The organism is Veillonella sp. ICM51a (genome assembly GCF_000524355.1).
Lineage (GTDB): Bacteria > Bacillota > Negativicutes > Veillonellales > Veillonellaceae > Veillonella > Veillonella atypica.
Map to the genome: position 1 here is coordinate 84,539 of NZ_JAPX01000029.1, position 18,103 is coordinate 102,641.

10 protein-coding genes are annotated in these 18,103 nt (G+C 39.8%); all 10 read right to left on the reverse strand.

What is annotated here, in order from left to right; all coding sequences use genetic code 11:
* Positions 1-14: 14 nt before the first annotated feature.
* The 10 genes from HMPREF1504_RS04760 to HMPREF1504_RS04805 all read right to left on the reverse strand — a co-directional run bounded on the left by HMPREF1504_RS04760 (position 15) and on the right by HMPREF1504_RS04805 (position 18,033).
* Positions 15-1,376, reverse strand: a complete 1,362-nt coding sequence (locus HMPREF1504_RS04760) for a TrkH family potassium uptake protein (RefSeq protein ID WP_038123859.1) — start codon at positions 1,374-1,376, stop codon at positions 15-17.
* Between the two features lie 4 nt (positions 1,377-1,380).
* The gene (locus HMPREF1504_RS04765; RefSeq protein ID WP_038123860.1) at positions 1,381-2,379 is read right to left on the reverse strand and encodes a carbohydrate kinase family protein; all 999 of its coding nucleotides are present in this window, start codon (positions 2,377-2,379) and stop codon (positions 1,381-1,383) included.
* Positions 2,380-2,579: 200 nt separating this feature from the next.
* Positions 2,580-4,220 (reverse strand): heme anaerobic degradation radical SAM methyltransferase ChuW/HutW, encoded by a 1,641-nt coding sequence (gene hutW / locus HMPREF1504_RS04770; protein WP_038123864.1) that lies wholly within the window; start codon positions 4,218-4,220, stop codon positions 2,580-2,582.
* Positions 4,221-4,239: 19 nt separating this feature from the next.
* The gene (locus HMPREF1504_RS04775; RefSeq protein ID WP_038123866.1) at positions 4,240-4,758 is read right to left on the reverse strand and encodes a flavodoxin family protein; all 519 of its coding nucleotides are present in this window, start codon (positions 4,756-4,758) and stop codon (positions 4,240-4,242) included.
* A gap of 25 nt (positions 4,759-4,783) precedes the next feature.
* Positions 4,784-5,581 (reverse strand): energy transducer TonB, encoded by a 798-nt coding sequence (locus tag HMPREF1504_RS04780; RefSeq protein WP_038123868.1) that lies wholly within the window; start codon positions 5,579-5,581, stop codon positions 4,784-4,786.
* A gap of 2 nt (positions 5,582-5,583) precedes the next feature.
* The gene (locus tag HMPREF1504_RS04785; RefSeq protein ID WP_005381857.1) at positions 5,584-5,991 is read right to left on the reverse strand and encodes a biopolymer transporter ExbD; all 408 of its coding nucleotides are present in this window, start codon (positions 5,989-5,991) and stop codon (positions 5,584-5,586) included.
* Between the two features lie 2 nt (positions 5,992-5,993).
* The gene (locus tag HMPREF1504_RS04790) at positions 5,994-6,611 is read right to left on the reverse strand and encodes a MotA/TolQ/ExbB proton channel family protein (RefSeq protein ID WP_005381898.1); all 618 of its coding nucleotides are present in this window, start codon (positions 6,609-6,611) and stop codon (positions 5,994-5,996) included.
* Positions 6,612-6,647: 36 nt separating this feature from the next.
* Positions 6,648-11,714 carry a TonB-dependent siderophore receptor gene (locus tag HMPREF1504_RS04795; protein WP_038123871.1) on the reverse strand — a complete coding sequence of 1,689 codons (5,067 nt, stop codon included), beginning with the start codon at positions 11,712-11,714 and terminating at the stop codon, positions 6,648-6,650.
* A 207-nt stretch (positions 11,715-11,921) separates the two neighbouring features.
* Positions 11,922-16,943: a TonB-dependent siderophore receptor gene (locus tag HMPREF1504_RS04800; RefSeq protein WP_038123877.1), complete on the reverse strand. Its 5,022-nt coding sequence runs from the start codon at positions 16,941-16,943 to the stop codon at positions 11,922-11,924.
* A 199-nt stretch (positions 16,944-17,142) separates the two neighbouring features.
* Positions 17,143-18,033: an AraC family transcriptional regulator gene (locus HMPREF1504_RS04805; protein ID WP_038123879.1), complete on the reverse strand. Its 891-nt coding sequence runs from the start codon at positions 18,031-18,033 to the stop codon at positions 17,143-17,145.
* Between the last annotated feature and the right edge of the window lie 70 nt (positions 18,034-18,103).

Here is an 18,103-nt window from a genome sequence, read left to right on the forward strand (position 1 = left end):
ATTGTCATCTATCGTTATAACATTACATTCTCTTCTGCATAAGAAATCGGCTTATTCGGCTTTGTCCTTAACGCCCAAGTTCCAATGACGGTCATGACACCCACACGGCCTGTAAACATGACCAAAATAAGAACCCATTTACTGCTTTCAGATAAATCAGGCGTAATTCCCGTCGTAAGGCCCACTGTACCAAATGCGGACGTAACCTCAAAGAGCAATCGGATAAAATCGAACGGCTCATCCCATGCTAAATAGCACGTAGCTAACAATACCAATAATAGGGAAAGGAATATAATCCCATTCGCCTTAAGAACGGTAACCATAGATATGCGTCGGCCGAAAACCTCTACGTCTGAGCGGTTGTTGAACAATGTACACGATGCTAAGATGGCAACCATAACGGTACTGATTTTAACGCCACCGCCCGTAGAGTTTGGACCAGCCCCAATAAACATGAGGATAATACTGACAAACAGTGTGATAGGATGCAGTTGACCATAATCGACAGTAGCTATCCCCGCTGTACGTGGTGTTACAGATTGAAAGATGGCAGCCATTACCTTATCCCACATAGGCAGCGGGCCAAAGGTCTTTGGATTAGCCCATTCTACACCGAGGATTATAATAACTCCTAGGACAATCAATAGAGTCGTACCGATAAGCATAAGTTTGGTATGCAGTTTTAAATCTACGAAGCGTCTCACCTTGCGATGGGACCATATATCAAAAGCTGCTAAATAACCAAAACCACCGATAATAATTAAGGCTATCGTATTAATATTAAATAATACATCACCTACCATTTTATAGGGCAGATTATTGTCAAAAAATATAAATCCTGCATTACAAAATGTAGAAATGGCTTGCATAAATCCTATATAGAGTGAATCATCACCTATATATGGATGTAGTTGAATAGCATACAAAATTCCGCCTATACATTCAATGGCTAATGTATAAATAGTTAATTTTTTCGTTACATGGAGAAGACCCGCCATCCCATCTTGACCTACGTCTTCTGAAAGTAATAATCGATTCTTAAGGCCTACCCGTTTTCCCAATAGTACGGCAATAATGGTTGTAAAGCATACAATGCCAAGTCCACCTAATTGGATAAGGATGACCATAACAATCTTACCAAACAAGGACCAGTGATAATAAGTATCCACAGTAGTGAGTCCCGTTACGGATACACAAGATACAGCAGTGAAAGTTGCATCAATAAGGGCTGTACCTTGTCCTTGTGTACTGGCTATAGGCAACATAAGAAGAAGAGTTCCCACCGTCATGACCGCTAAAAAGCTAAGTGCTAGCAATCGATATGGATTCTGTTGCATATATCGTTGCATATGATGCGGTTTATGTTTTTGCCACATAGGTCTACTCCAATCCAGCTAGGTTGCATGCTGATTTTAACGATGGTAACGCACTACGCCCACCGATGCCCTGTGTATTGAGCGCAGACACAGCAGACGCAAAAATAGCGGCAGACTCTAACTGTTTATGGTCTAGGGATTGTAATATGTCTATAGGCTTTATAAACTCACCATACAATGTATTTTCTTGACGAATCGACACAGCAAGTTTCGATAAGAATGCACCGTGAAAACTATCTCCAGCGCCAGTCGTATCTACTACACTGGCTTGAGGAAATGGTTGACAGCGATACGCCGTTCCATCAGGCCAAACAAAATAACTGCCATTGGCCCCATCGGTAACACCAGCTATTAACGCACCACGGTCATGAATAATGCAACATGCCTCTTCTAAATTAGTAGCCCCTGTATATTTTTCTGCATAGTCGCGAGCCACAATAACGACATGAGATGATTCGGTAATTGGCCTCATATCATCATCGTATCGTTGAGCACCCCCATCTAGAGAGATAATAGTACCACTTTGTCGCGCTATATCAATAGCGGTACGCATCAAATGGCGATGGCGCCCATTGATATGCACGATGGATGCATTTTCTATTAATCCCTGATAATTGTCTAAGAACTCTGGATCAGACGCTGTAGATCGTTCAAAAAATACAGCCCGTTCCCCTGTCTTCTGTTTCACAAGAATCGTTGCAGTTCCACTCTTAGCATCCGCATCAACTTGGATGCCCTCTGTATTGACATTATATTTATGAAAGTCCTCTAGAATATAGCGTCCAACCATATCATCCCCAATACGGTCAATCATTACCGTCCGAGATCCATATTTACCAGCCGTGGCTAGTGCAGTCGCTACCGGCCCGCCGCCATCTGTAGTAGACGAGATGGCCTCTTGCACCTCACGCCCCGTTGGAAAATGATCAACCACGATGAATCGATCTAAGGTACTAGACCCAATACCAACTATATCTATCAATTCGTTAGGAAATGCATTCATACTAACCTCCTAATACCTTGTATAACTATATGTACAGAATACATTCCAAAACATAAAAAGTAAACCCTAGGCCACGATATATTCTCGTTAAACTGAATCGTCCAGTTTAAAGAATAGATCGTAATCTAGGGTTTTAATACTAAGATAAAACGTACCTGTCAATGTTTGTAGTTATTTATATGAGAGGTTGTTAGTGATAATTAGGACATCATACGTTCCATCATGTATTCAATTTCATCAGCGCTCAAATTCGCCATAGCTTGAATCATGCGATTTGCTGCTTCACCAGAGGCACCACTCTTAGCGATTTCTTCTTTCGCTTTTGTCATGAGTGCTTCTTTGCGTTGCGCTTCTGTCTGTTCATCGGTTGGTACCGAAATATTAGCCTTACCTTGGCCAATACCACGTATCTCTTGATTAGGATTTTCTTTAGATGTAGTTTTCGTATCTTGGGCCGCTACGGATTCTAAGGCAAAAGAGTTTTTGCCCGTTATAATATATTCCATAGCCTCTAATGTACTTTGCGTAATATTTACAGTCCAGAATTCACCAGCGGATGTCAATTTATACAATAAGCCATTATACGAAACTAGGCCTCGTTTCTCCCATAGTTTATACAACCAATTCAATTCATCTAAACGAGAATCCATAGCCACTAATGTATTAATATCCAAATAGCCTTGTTCCAATTGGCTTACTACTTGGTTTACAAATGGTTGTAAATCACTTTGCTTCATAAGTGCCATAAATGGTTTTTCGCCACGGCTTACCATATCTTCATACGGTTTTAGTGCGCGATGTAGCATCATGCCATAGCCATCAACATTACCACCGGCACCGCTGCCGAATGGGAACATTGGTACACCTGCTTTAGCTAAAATATTGTATAAGCTACGTTCACGATTATTAGCACTCCAGTGAGCAGCACTCAATCTACGGTATGCACGGGCATCTAAGTATTTACGACCAAATTCAAACATATCCCCTTGCATAGACGTTGTGGCTGCTGGTGGTACCTTACCACTTGCAATATCGCGGTTTAGGTCACTACCATCGAATACATTCAATTGATATAAGTCGGCACCATCTACACCAGAACTTACTAAATCGGCTAAGTCTTGTTCCCAAACCTCCATTGTTTGACCAGGCAATCCGTAAATCAAGTCGATCACAACGGAGCATTGCCCATAGGCCTTTAGGGCCGCTAGCCGTTCTAGTACGGTTTCTTTTGTATCCAAACGACCTACCATTTGGCGCACTTCAGTATTAAAGGATTGGATGCCAATAGACATACGGTTAATGCCATTATTCATCCATACTTCAAGGTTTTCAGGAATCAAATCATGAATGCGACCTTCTAGTGTAAGCTCATAATCATTAGCTAGTGGTAAGTATTCTTTAATCGCTTTTAACAAGCGCTCAGAGTTTGTTGGAGATAAGGATGTCGGTGTGCCACCGCCAATGAATACAGCGTGGATAAGACCATCCTTTAAGCGCGGGCTTTCACTAGCTAGCTTAAGTTCCCCAATAAGGCCATCAATATAGTTATCTTCAATACTTTGGCTCGTACCATTTTGAAAGAACCCACAGTATGTACATTTCGTTTTACAAAACGGAATGTGAATATAAGCGCATTGCATTTGACCTTTTTTAGGAGCCCCCTTCATAACAGTATCCCATACATTTTGTGATTCCTTAGGTGAAATCAAAATCCCATTAAGGCCTGCGTGAACAACGCGCTTATGAGGAAAGGCGCCACTCATAGGATTATCACAGGCCAATCCTAATTGCAGATTCCGTTGTTTTTCTGGAATCGATTCGAAAAAACTCGCTAAACTCATACGTTCCCCCTTTCACTCATTAGCCTTGCAACTTTGCAAGCACAGATTTAGCAAATTCTTTCGCATTTGCAAAATCTTGTTCATCAGGATGCGTTTCTGCCGCCTTATGCAATGCATCACGTTCAGGGCTTTGTCCATGAGCAGATCCTGGTGGGAACATTTTGTACATCATCTCAATAACCTTAGGATCGATTTTACCTTGGCATACAAAACCATCTACAAGAGCTTCTTTATTAGGCAATAAGGCAGATGCCTTTTCAATACTTTCACGAGCATGATTAGAATCGGCATACATACCTAGTGTAGCAAAGAATACTACATGTTTATTTGTAAGGGTTTCAATCAACTTAGCCGCTTCTTTATTAGCTGTGCCACGATCTACCCAGAAACCTACAAATACAGTATCGTAATCCGCTAGATTAGTAGGTGCCTCTTTTACCGGTACACAAGATGTACCTTCAGGCATAACAGAGGCCATCGCCTCCGCTACGCTTTTTGTATTCCCAGTGAGGGAAGAATATAAAATAATAGTACCCATATTTATCTCCTTACATTATGTATGATTAATCATCGTCATCTGTACCTTCGGATAGGTCAAATCGTACCGGAACAGTTACCGGTTGAATGTCATCTGTTGGGTTTTGATATGGTAATGCACGATTTACCGCAGCCATAGCCTCTTCTCTCAACAATGGATCATCGCCAGATTCCACATATTGTTCAACGGCATTACCATTTGTATCAATACGTACAAATACATAAATTGTTTCATGAACTTCTTTATGTTGACGAATGTATTGTTGAGGAATCACCTTCTGATTATTTACAGCATTATAAAAGCCTTGTTTATCAAAAGCGACATGAGCTCGACCATGACCATCACCAGAGCCCTTGTCCGTACCAGAGCCTTCGCCTTCACCCTGTCCATCACCAACGCCCGTTCCTGTACCAGTACCATGGCCGCCACCTTCGCCGCCACCAGATCCTGGACCATTACCGGCACCACCGCTTTCACCAGATACATTTGATGTATTTTCACTACCCTTACTTGGGACATCTACCGCATCAGGAATATCCGTCGCTGTAGATGGTTCTACATTCGCTACTACAGCCTTTGTTCTTGCCGCCACTTCATCTGCAGACAATGGTTTTGGGAATAGAGATGACCTATCACCGCCGCCACCACCAGCGTGACCACTACCGCCATCGTCGAGCACACTTTGGGTGAGATCGACTTCATAGGTTTCCTGCTCTTGAATGGCCGGAACAACTACGAAAAAGATAACGGCAATAAAGAGAATGATAAGATGAACTACGGCGGATATTATGGCTGCTTTTTTCCATGATATGCCTAATCCCATAGTTATCCTTTCTGTTCTGCTGCAATAGCTAAGCGTTTAACACCAGCTTGTTTAAGCATGTCCATAATTGCTACTACTTGTCCATGAGCAGAGCGTTTATCCGCTTGCAATATAACGCTAGCATTCGGATTTTGTGCAATTCGTTCTTTTACCATCGCTTCTGCTGCATCAATGCTCATTGGGACATTATCAATCGTTATATGACCTTCTGCATCTAATGTAAGCACCACCGGTAATTGAGCTGGTGCAGATGCGGTTGTAGCCTGTGGCAACTGTACAGACAAAGCCTTTTGGGCTATTGTTTGTAAGCTATTCATCATGAAGAACACCAATAGGAAGAATATGATATCAATCATAGGGATAATCATGAATTCAGGCTTGGATTTCATACGAAAACTTTGTAAATTCATAGTTATTTCCACCCTTCTCGTTTTGCAGTAATGATGTTAACACACATATTTTCAATTTGGTTGATAATAGAGTCCAAACGATGGCTAAAGAAGGTATATACAATAAAAGCCATGATGGCTACACATAAGCCAGACGCCGTTGCGATAAGGGCTTCCCCTACACCACCAGTAATAGCAGATGCACCCGCACCAGCATCGAGGATACTAAAGGAACCAATCATACCTGTTACAGTACCAAGTAGGCCCAACAATGGGGAAATTGTAACGGTTGCACTTAAGTAATCCATATATTTTCTAAAGCCTACTGCATCAACCCCCATTTGATCAGAGAATGCCGTTTTCATACCTTCTTCAGTAGCGCCGTTTTTCAAACCAGCTTCAGCAATACGACTTGCAATGGATGGATTTTCTTTGATTACATTTTCTATTTCATCCCATTTTTGCAATTTTGCATACTCATTAACCGCATGAGTCACCATATAGGTTTTTCCTGCATATTTACGATAATAGAAAGAGCGTTCTACAGCGATTGCAATGACCATAAGAGACAAGAATAATAATGGATACATTACATATCCGCCACTATGAAACAAGTGAATGACATAATTTAGATTTTCCATACTAATAAACCTTTCTGTCTGTTTACAGACTGTACATTAGAACCGGTAGGTTCCTTGAATTCTTGCATAATCGCCTAACTTAAAGCTTTCATTACCATATAAAGTATCTCGTTTATTTGTGCCCTTAGCATCGAATGTATAGAATGCTTCTAGGAGTAAATTCTTGCGCGGTACATACCCAGCGCCGAATGTAAAGCTGCGAATACCATCGAGGTAACGATCCGGTACAGCACCTGTACCATTACCGCCGAGGAATGAGCCATGAGCGAAGTATTTATAATCGATGAACGCATTCCATGATTTAGGAATATCGATATCAGCACGACCAATGTCGAGGCGAGCCATCCAGAAATGAGGTGTACCGCCCATTTGGTGACCTTTCACAGTAAAGTCTGCGGTTCCACGTTCATGGTCATATACAGTATTACCGTTCATATAACGTCCAAATTTCGATCTATTTTGACCATAATCTATAGTAAGTACTGCGCTTTCACCGATTTGGTATTTAGCGCCAATACCAAATACATTCGCTATATTGGAGAAGCTTTGTTCATCATTACCATTACCATTGGCATTTAAGAATGTACGTTTACTACCATTAAAGGATCGTAAGTACCATGCTTGTAAACCAAGACGGTCGCCAATTTGTTTCTTCACTTGAACAAACGCTGCCGTTTCAATAGGTGGAATTGTATCTTTTTCAAGAACAATGCCTTCGGTTTGAATGATGTTACCAATGATTTTACCAATTGCTTCACGTGGTAATTTGTTTTCAGACTCTGCATCATGTACAACCTTTTCAAGATTATACATATAGTTGAACAATGCATTTGGCATGCCCCAACCATAGTCAGAACTACCTTCACCATAATCATTAGAGGACATTGTAAAGTTCTTTTTGTAAATGGCATCTTTAGCATCATAATCACTAAATACATAGCTACCACTATCGTATTTATATGTCTTAGCACCTAAGTAACCAGTGAACTCATAATCACTAGCTGGTTGCCCATAGTAATCATAAGATTGTTTGAACGTGCCATCTGGCTGTTTAACCCAAACCACATCAAGCTCACCATTGTTATAGTTGCGCCAGTTATCTGTAGCATTATATTTAGCAATTTCTGCTACAGATTGATTGATTTCGTCACTATGTTTTTCAACATAGGCTTTAGGATTTACTAAAGCCTCTTTATTATCAGTAGATACGATAAGACCTTTAGCCTTTTCTTTTAAGTATTCAGGGTATAAAGAAGAGTTCACATTATACATAATGTCCCCGGTCTTATAGAGTTTTTCCCCTGTATTCTTATTAGTGATTTCATACATTGTATAACCACCAGATGGAATATCGAGGGAGAATTTCTTCTCAGCCATATCTGTAGGGTATGCCTTTGTAAGAATATCTTGTAAGCGGCTCATCACTTGAGCTTGTTTTTGTTGTGTTTCTGCGAGCTTTGCATTAGCCTTTTCAAGCTCTTGATCGCGATTCGGATTGCTCCAACTTAGATTCAACGTAGCTTTATACGCATCATATTCATCTTGTAATCCTTTTAGCTGTTGATAGAAGTAAATTGTATCTACCTTACCTTTATAAGTAGATTCATAAATACCTGTTGGGCTATCTGGTGCTGGTGCATCCTCAGTGGATTTGCTTTCACCATCAGACCCAGTTTTTGTAGCATTATTAATATCATAAGGATACTCATCACGATTAATACCAATTAACTCTGCTGCTGTTGGAGGTCTAGTAATCACTTCATGTACCACATGAGTATACGCTGAATCACTAATACCCGTGCTATGTTTAAAGCTACCTACCCCAATGCGAACTTGCGTATCATTACCAGTCCATACGCCACGAACCCCATCATAAGACTGACCAAACCAGTATCCACTAGCCCCCATAGGTTCGTTTAAACGCCCCACAGAAACATCCCATTTCTTGACATGTCTTGTAAGATCAACCGTATCAAGACGTTGATGATTGAAACCTTTTGACTCCGATTTAGTCCAACTTGTATCAACGCCGCTCATACCGGTCATGCTACCGATAACGGAGAGATTTGTGAATGGGTTGATGCGAGCATCAAGACCAAGACGAATGCGTTGTTCAAAACTATGGCGATTAGAATCGTACATATTCGCTTTCGCAGAACCGATGGCTGAATTAGAGCGGAATGGAGATTGTGGACGATTGGTGCCGTCGTGAGACATCCAGCGTGCACGATAATCTCCGATAAATGTGACGCCACGTTCCTTAGTCGTATCAAAATCAGGACGAATAAAGTCAGTTAGTTTAACAACTTCGGATATATTTTGTACGCCTGCTTCATTACCGACCGCTACATTAGTTACGCTACCATTTGCATCAATAGCTTTATTACCATCTTTTCCGATTGGCGTAGTCTTAGCATCGCCGCCACCAAACTTAAGATTAACGCCAATACGATATACACGTTCTTGCGTTGCTCGGTCATCATCGCGATGATTAAAGATATTATTAATACCAAAGTACATCATGGCATTCTTGTTAAATCGTTTTTGGACCATCAAATTCCAAATGCCAAATGTTTTCTTTTGGTAAACTTGCTTTTTGTACACACCTGCATCACCGGATAAAATATCTGGCCAGTAGTTACCACCATTGTTCAATGTGTTACTATCCAGCATATTGATGTAGTAATCACCCCAAATAGATCCATTCCAACCAGTTTTTGGATTGTCATAGGTTACTCCAATATCTACCTTGTGCACTGGTTTATCCAATAATTGCCGAGGCATAGTTGGATCGCTCTTATTAATAGCATGCAAATAGGTATATCCTAATTTACCGGACCAATATTTACCAAATTTTTGTTGTACTTCCGCTTGAAGGCCTGTGATTTCAGCCATACCGATGTTTTTAAAGCTGTAAATCATATCTGGGGCACGTTGGTATTTTGCATCCCCTTTCAAATATGGTGCAAAATCTTGGAATTCTCCTGTAAAGTAAACCGACATATAGTTCTTGATGCGGTTATGGAATACACCAACACGAGCATAGGTGTTTTTATTTTCACCTTCTAAGCTCATATCAATATTGAGCGATTTTTCAGGTTTTAAATTTGGATTACCAGCCCAGTACCAACCGAGTTTTGCTACGCCAATACCTACCGGATTAGACGCATACATTTCCCAGTTATACCATAATTCGCCCATACCAGGTTCTGTATAACCAGTGCCAACATTGGCCTTAAATCGACGATGAGGATTGCCTTTCACATTGTATGTCATCCCCATGGAAGCGGATAAATTGGAACCAAACAAACTACTATTATCTAGTCGAATGATAGGAACAAAGGTAAGGTTCTTATTCACTTGCCAAGTATCGGAGATATAAGTATTCATCTTGCGAATCGTACCTTGACCAGTCGTCAATCGTTGGTCGCGATTACGATACTCTTCTAAGAATGCCTTACCATTCAGTTTTGGCGCTTTTTTACGCATTTCTGGATCACTGGACTCGCCATATTTAAAGTAGTCGCCTACGATATTAGAACGGGTGTTAGCCATGTCTGGATTTTCAGCTTCTAACCGTGATTTTAATGCATTATAACGGTTTCTAAAGTCATCGGATATCGGTTGATTATTAGGGGATGTACTAGACCAAGAGCTAATAGCCCCTTCAGACAATCCATAATTTACATAATCATCGTATGTAATGCCTGGTTTTTGCGCATCCGTTTCAGCACCATAATATTCATAATCCATATCCCATTGTGGCATACCGCTACTGGAGTTTATAAATTTATAATCATGAATATGGGAATAAACCTTAACACTGTTATCCCCTTTTTTACGCACAAGACGATCTAGCTTATCAACAAGCAAGCTCTTATCATATGCCCAAGGATCGATGTACATGGTACTCGTATTTGGGGAACTCTTTAATCGGCTACCAGAACCTTCTTCACGAGCATAGCTAACACCATAACTAAGACGATGTTTATTATTAAGCTGCGTATTTGCATTGAGCCGAACATCTAGTTGACGATGATCGATATTATCGATATATCGTAACTCATTAGAACCTTCATAAGATGATCGTCCCGTATAATTGATAAGTGCTACGTCATCTTCTTTAATGCGGGAATAGTTAGTTTCTACAGTCCAATCGCTTTTTCCTGCTTTAGCATTCCATGAAAGATTAATCGTATTACGATTAGCAGTACGTTTAAAATGTTGTTGTGGTTCTAAATCGGAATCAGAGTGCTTAATATCGCGTACAAGATCTTCTGTATATCGATTTAAACGCATTTCAAATTTATTATTTTTATTAGCCTCATACGTTGCCACAAAGCCAATATCAGAGGCATCACCATAATAGCGAAGCACATTAGGCTTAAAATTATGTTTTGCATAATCAAAGCCCATACCTGATGCACGGCGTTTAACCGATGCAAGGACAGGCATTAAATCCCGTTTACTACCTGATAAGCCAACCTTTAATTTCCCCATCTGCCCCGAATCAGCTCGAATATAAAAGTTTTGGAATGGGAATAAATCGCCATCACTCTTACGACGCATCCCTTCGGCATTTACTTGCAATGTTGGTTTCTTAAGAGCCTTCTTAGTGATGATGTTAACGACACCACCCACCGCATCAGAGCCATATTTAGCACTAGCCGCACCTTGAATAACCTCGATACGTTCTACATTTTCGGCACCTAACCGTTGTACTTCGTCCGCTGCGCCAGAATACTTATCAAAATCCCCCAATACTGGTTGACCATCCACAAGAATCAATGTATGACGAGCCTCTGCACCGCGAATAGATACACCTACACGTCCCATGGCATCAACGGTTCTAGATACACCCGTTTGGGTAAATATAATATCTTCGACGGACTTCGCCTGCTTCTTCTCAATCTCTTTTTTGGTAATGATTTGCACTTGCTGTGGATTTAATTTTGCTTCTTCCTCTGCCCATGTGCCTTGTACATGAACTACATCTGTCGTAACGGCTGCATTATCCGCCATAACAACTAGAGGCGCATTTAGCCATAATGCAACTGCACTAGATAGGACTAAATAGCGTTTTGTACGTTCCCATCGATTCACTGTTGCCTCCTCACAATCCTAATTTACTCACTATATATTTAATTTTACAAAGCATGTTTACTATATTCCGGGGATATAAAAATACACTTTGCCAACACAGTAATGACATTGAAAATCATTTACATTTTTATGTTAACAAAGTGTATCTTGTATATCTACTCCGAATAGACCAAAAATATACGTTTTGGACTAAAATGACTATAAATTTTAGAATTTATATGTCATTTGGAAACGAGTATAGTTCCCAAGTTTAAAGTTTTCGGCCCCATATAAGGTATCTCGTTTGTTAATGCCCTTTGCATCAAATGTATAGTATGCTTGTAAGAGTAAATTCTTCGCCGGTACATAACCACCGCCAAAGGTAAAGCTCTTAATACCATCCAAATAACGATCAGGTACAGCTTCGGTACCATTGCCACCAAAGAAGGAACCATGGGAGAAATATTTATAATCTACAAAGACCTCCCAAGAACCAGCTTTTTCCATATCTGCTTTGCCTATATCAAAACGTAGAGCCCAGAAGTGAGGTGTTCCACCTACATCGCGTCCCTTCATATCAAAGCGAGATGTACCAACCTCATGCTCATAATGAGTATTACCATTCATAAAACGACCAAAGTCACTTCTATTTTGACCATAATCAAAGGATATACTAGCATTTCGATTCAACTGATATTTAGCACCAATACCAAAGACATTGGCTACATTACTAAATTCATGAGCCTCTGTATGATTGCCATTTGCTGTATAGAATCTATAGTCACTACCTCCAAATGAGCGCAAATACCATGCAGCTACACCAAGACGTGGCGTTACCATATGTTTAACTTGAACATAGGCTGCTTTGTCAATTGGTGGAATTGTATCGCTTTGAAGAACAACGCCAGTTGTAGGTATAATAGCGCCCGTATATTTGCCCAGTGCTTCTCTTGGCAATCGACTGTTACCATCTGCCTTTTCTAGCATACGAGTTATATTATTAAAATAGGATGCAATCAACATTGGATAATGGGCACTGCCATTTACATTGATAACATCTGTCATACCAGAATCTTTAACATCAACGGCATTCACTTTATAAATCTTATCGGACAAACCATCTAAAGCAGAGTCATCAAATTCAATAGAGTAAGTCGCATCTTTACTAAAGATCAGCTTAGCACGTTCTTCAGCTCTAGCTCGATAGGATGCATTTATAGCATCTTTGTTCTTATCATACCAGTTAGCAAGGAATGTTTTGCCATTATCAGCCAATACGGATGTATCGCTTAATTTCACTTCATACAATGGATCATTTTTAGTTAAGCCCAACTTACCTGGTGCAATGTTTACATTCATTGTACCTTCGTCAGGAACCCATTGTTCAGTATCTTCATCATAGTATTTATCCTTGTACACTATTTTAACTGGAATTTCAGGCATTTGAATTAGAACAGTTTGCTTATTCGCATCGGCACCATATGCTTGTACCACTATATCTTGCATCCGACGTACCACGTCGAATTGTGCAGTCCGTATTGGTTCTTGTGCCTTTGCTACACGTGCTTCTACATCTGATAACGACGCTTGCATATTAGCTAAATTAGCTTTTAATGGTGCCAATTGATCTGCGGTCCATCCATCAAGGAATTCTTTAGACCAAATATCCGATTCCAAATCACTAATATTTTGTTTGAGTGTGGTTACATCGGATCCTAATGCTACCTCTTGATCATGTAACGATTTCAATTGTTGATAGAAATTAATCGTATTTGGTGCGTTTGGAATAACGAGTTCTTGATTACTACCATCAGCAGCACCAACAATACCAATGAACTCCTCAACAGTTGGCACTCGTTTAAAGTTTGTATAAATGCCATGAGTATACGCACTATCTGTAATGCCCGTACTATGTTTAAAACTACCTGCACCAACACGTACTTGTGTATTCTTATTAGTCCACACACTGCGAACGCCATCGTACTCTTTATTAAACCAATAACCAGTAACCCCCATAGATTCGCTAATACGGCCCACACTGTGATCCCATTTAGCACTATGGTGAGTTACATCTAATTCTTCAAGGCGTTGTTTATTGAGCCCATTAGATCCTTCTGTAACATGACTGCTATCCACCCCACTTTGACCAGATGCACTACCTACGACGCGTACATTGGTCGAATCATTTAAACGTGCATCAACACCAATGCGGATTCGTTGTTCCAAGCCATGTTCTTTCGGATCACCTAAGTTTTTAGCAGCCGCATCAGAGATAGAGCTTGTAGGGGTAATCTTTGTGGCAGGGCGATTAGAGCCTAAATGGCTATCGGAACGTACCCGATAATCGCCTACAAGTTCTACCCCTTTCTTCTTGGATTCATCAAATGGACGTGATAAGAATCCTTCAAGAATAGCTGGTGGTAAAGCCATAAGTTGTTCTTTAGTGAGTTTAGATTTGCTTTCACCAGAACCTAAACCAAATTTCATGTTCAAACCAATACGGTATACCCGAGCAGACATAGCACGGTCATCATCACGATGATTGAAGATGTTGTCGATACCAAAATAAACGCGAGAGTCCTTGTCTATTTTTTTCTGAATCATAAAGTTCCAAATGCCATATGTTTTATGTTCATACATATCCGCAGAACGTTTCGTATTCATGTTATATCGAATAATGGAACGATCCGAATTATCTGGATCCACATAGGATACCATATAATTGCCACCGCCAGATAAGGAATTACTATCCAGCATGTGAATATAGTAATCTCCCCATAGGCTACCACTCCATCCGCTAGCCTGATCTTCAAAATCTACACCGATATCAACCTTATGACGAGGTTTATCTAATAGTTCGCGTGGCATGTCCTTATCACTCTTATTGAGAGCTCGTAAATATGTATAGCCAAGGCGTGCCTTCCAGTGTTTATTTAAGTTTTGCTTAACCTCAAATTGAAGGCCTGTAATTTGTGCCTTACCAATATTCCGGAAACTATAAATCATATCAGGTGCATGGGAGAATTTAGCAGCACCATAGCTTGTGGACTCGTCGTATTGAGGATAGAAATCCATCAAATATCCTGTGTTATATACAGACATATAATTTCGAATATTGTTGTGGAATACTGTCACCTTACCATAGGTATTTTTATTTTCCCCTTCTAAAGAAAGGTCAAAGTTCATCGCCTTTTCCGGCTTAAGGTTAGGGTTACCTACCCAATACCAACCGAGTCGCGCTTCACCACCACCAATGGTAGCAAATGTGATATTAGGGCCATACATTTCCCAGTTGTAATATAATTCGCCCATACCTGGTTCAGTATAACTAGTCCCTACATTAGCCTTTAATCTACGATGTGGATTTCCTTTTACATTGTGCGTCATACCTAGATTGAAAGATAGGTTAGATCCAAATAAATCGCTGTGGTCGAGTCGGACAATCGGCGATAATGTAGTGTTTTTATTCACTTGCCAAGTATCTTGAATATAGAAATTTTGTTTCTTAATTTCAGCACGACCTGCCGTTTGTTGATTAACACGTTTTAAATACTCTTCTTTAAAGTAAGAACCATTTAATTTCAACTGCGTAGAATCAAAATCGGATACAGCGCCATAGTAGAAACTTGGCAAATACGCATCATGCAGTGCTGGATAGTACTTACCATTAGCATCTGTTCTACCTTCCTTATTGGCATGATAGTCCGCAATAAATGCTTGGTTCTCAGCTAATAGGCGCTGTGCAAAACGTTTATACCTCTCATAGGCCTCTGGGTTACGATTCTTTAATGAATTTTCTGTCGTTGGACCATCAACTAAGCCCATAACCGCTGAGGAATCACTACCGGTTGTATCCAAATAACGAATGTAATCTTCATAGGTAAACTCTGGCAGTGTGCTTGCATCATTTTTATCGCCATTATACCATTCTTTTTCTTTGTTCCACTGCTCTACACCGGCTTCATTCTTTTTAAAAGAATGATCGTAAACAGTTGAAGATGGCACACCATTTCTAACGGCCAAACTCTTATCATAATCCCATGGATCAATATGACGTTTATATGTTGTAGGCGCATTTTTAAGACGACTACCTTCACCTGTTTCTCGAACAAAACCTACACCATATGACAAAAAGTGTTTTTTGTTAATTTGCGTATCTCCGCCAAGTGTTAAATTCCACTGGCGATGGTCCACATTATCGACATAATTTAATGTATTTTTACCTTCATACGTACTATTGCCATAATCACTGGTTAAGGTTACATCATCTTCTTTAGTACGTGTATAATTTAACTCTGCCTTCCATGAACTTTTATCATTGCGGCCATTGTAGCTTAAATTTAGGTTATTTCTATCTAAATCACGTTTATAGTGAACCTGTGGTTCCATATATGAAGTACTGCGTTTTACATAGCGCTCTAGGTTCTCATTATAGCGTTCCACACGCAAAGCCACTGATTGCTTATCGTTAATATCATAAGTAGCAGCTAAACCAATATTAGAATTGGTACCATAATAACGTAAGGAGTTCTTTAAAAATCCATGGTCATCATCACTTATCATTGAACTAGCACGACGGGCCTCGCTGGCATAAATAGGCATAATATCCCGTTTACTGCCATGAATATTCATTTTAAACTTTCCTAACGATCCAGAATCGGCGCGCATAAAGAAATTAGAGTACGGCACAATATCTCCATCGCCCATGGTTCTACGACCTTCTGCATTAAATTGCACGGACGGTGTGCTCCGCGGTTTATTAGTGATAACATTAATAACCCCGCCAATAGCATCGGAACCATATTTAGCACTTGCCGCCCCTTGGATAATTTCAATACGTTCTACATTTTCCGTACCAAGACGTTGTAACTCATCACCAGCACCTTGGTATTTTGCAAGATCCCCCATAACAGGTTGACCATCTACAAGAATTAATGTGTGCCGTGGATCAGCACCGCGAATAGAAACACCAACACGTCCCATAGAATCTACCGTTCTAGACACACCGGTTTCAGAAAACACAATGTCCTCGACAGATTTTGCTTGCTTCTTAGCAATATCCTTTTTAGTAATAATTGTCGTTTGTTGGGATTCTAGTTTAGCTTGTTCTTCCGCCCATGTCCCCTTTACATGAACTACATCAGTAGTAACTGCCGCATTATCAGCCCAAACAACGAACGGCGCATTCAACCACAATGCGACGGCGCTAGATAACACTAAATAGCGCTTTGTACGGCTCCACCGATTCATTGTTTCCTCCTCTTATAATCTCACTCAACTATATGCATCATTATAATTAGTAATAAAAAATACACTTTACTAACAACAATGACATTGAAAATCATTTACATTTAATATGTTAGCAAAGTGTATTATGCATATCTACTCCGAAAAGACCAAAATTATACGATTTTGATACTTTTATTAGATACAGTTAAACAATATGTAATTATACTCTACGATAATCACTCGGTGTCATACCGACAAAGTCCTTAAAGGTACTTGTAAATTTACTACCGTTTTCATAACCTACGGCATTGGCAATTTGTAAGATGGATTCATCCGTTTCATGTAGTAAACGTTTTGCTTCATTAAGACGGCACTCTTTGATGAATTGATGAATTGTCACACCATATACGCCCTTAAAGCAACGTTTTAAGGTTGATGCAGGAACATCAAAATCACGGGATAGATCATCAATGGTTATACGTTTGACGAAATTCTTAGACAAATATTTACCTACTGCTTTTACAATATCTACCTGTTGCTTTCGGTAGCTACCTCGTTTTTCATGGGATTCTGTAGAGATTACAGATAATAATAAAAATATTTCTACAATCTTTAGTTTAAAATAATGAGCTCTAATGGAATCTGGCACATTATATAAACTGGAAAAAATTTGGCGAACCGACTCTGTTTCCTCCATCATCATACCAAAGTCTGTATTTTCACAAAATCGATTGGCTATGGCAGTCAAATCAATTGGTGTATCAGCTACTAAGGTATCTAATACATGCTGTGCTCGTGCTACATCTACTAATAGAACAATTCCCTTAAACGATTTTGTAGGGAAGTAATTTTCATGTTGATAGTCGGCCCGGATATGCCATCCTAACGACATATCTCCTGGTCCCATATACAAGTATTCTCCAGATGCAAACTTGCATTCAATACGTCCCTCTTCACAATGATTAATTGCGAAGGTCTTTGTATGAGATTTGGCGAAAAATTGAATCGTTTCGCGCTTTACATCAAGGAATAGCAAATCAATACCGTCAAATACGGTATGTCTAGCCATGCATACTCCCGATTGTAATTTCATATGAGCATGTGGATTCATAGTATCACCATATATATAAATATTATAAACAATACATTAATAGTAAGCACTTTGAGATTAATTGTCAAAT

Bases quoted from the DNA above. Each gene is read 5' to 3' on its own strand.
- HMPREF1504_RS04760 (WP_038123859.1), bottom strand. From the start codon at position 1,376: ATGTGGCAAAAACATAAACCGCATCATATGCAACGATATATGCAACAG.
- HMPREF1504_RS04765 (WP_038123860.1), bottom strand. From the start codon at position 2,379: ATGAATGCATTTCCTAACGAATTGATAGATATAGTTGGTATTGGGTCT.
- hutW (WP_038123864.1), bottom strand. From the start codon at position 4,220: ATGAGTTTAGCGAGTTTTTTCGAATCGATTCCAGAAAAACAACGGAAT.
- HMPREF1504_RS04775 (WP_038123866.1), bottom strand. From the start codon at position 4,758: ATGGGTACTATTATTTTATATTCTTCCCTCACTGGGAATACAAAAAGC.
- HMPREF1504_RS04780 (WP_038123868.1), bottom strand. From the start codon at position 5,581: ATGGGATTAGGCATATCATGGAAAAAAGCAGCCATAATATCCGCCGTA.
- HMPREF1504_RS04785 (WP_005381857.1), bottom strand. From the start codon at position 5,991: ATGAATTTACAAAGTTTTCGTATGAAATCCAAGCCTGAATTCATGATT.
- HMPREF1504_RS04790 (WP_005381898.1), bottom strand. From the start codon at position 6,611: ATGGAAAATCTAAATTATGTCATTCACTTGTTTCATAGTGGCGGATAT.
- HMPREF1504_RS04800 (WP_038123877.1), bottom strand. From the start codon at position 16,943: ATGAATCGGTGGAGCCGTACAAAGCGCTATTTAGTGTTATCTAGCGCC.
- HMPREF1504_RS04805 (WP_038123879.1), bottom strand. From the start codon at position 18,033: ATGAATCCACATGCTCATATGAAATTACAATCGGGAGTATGCATGGCT.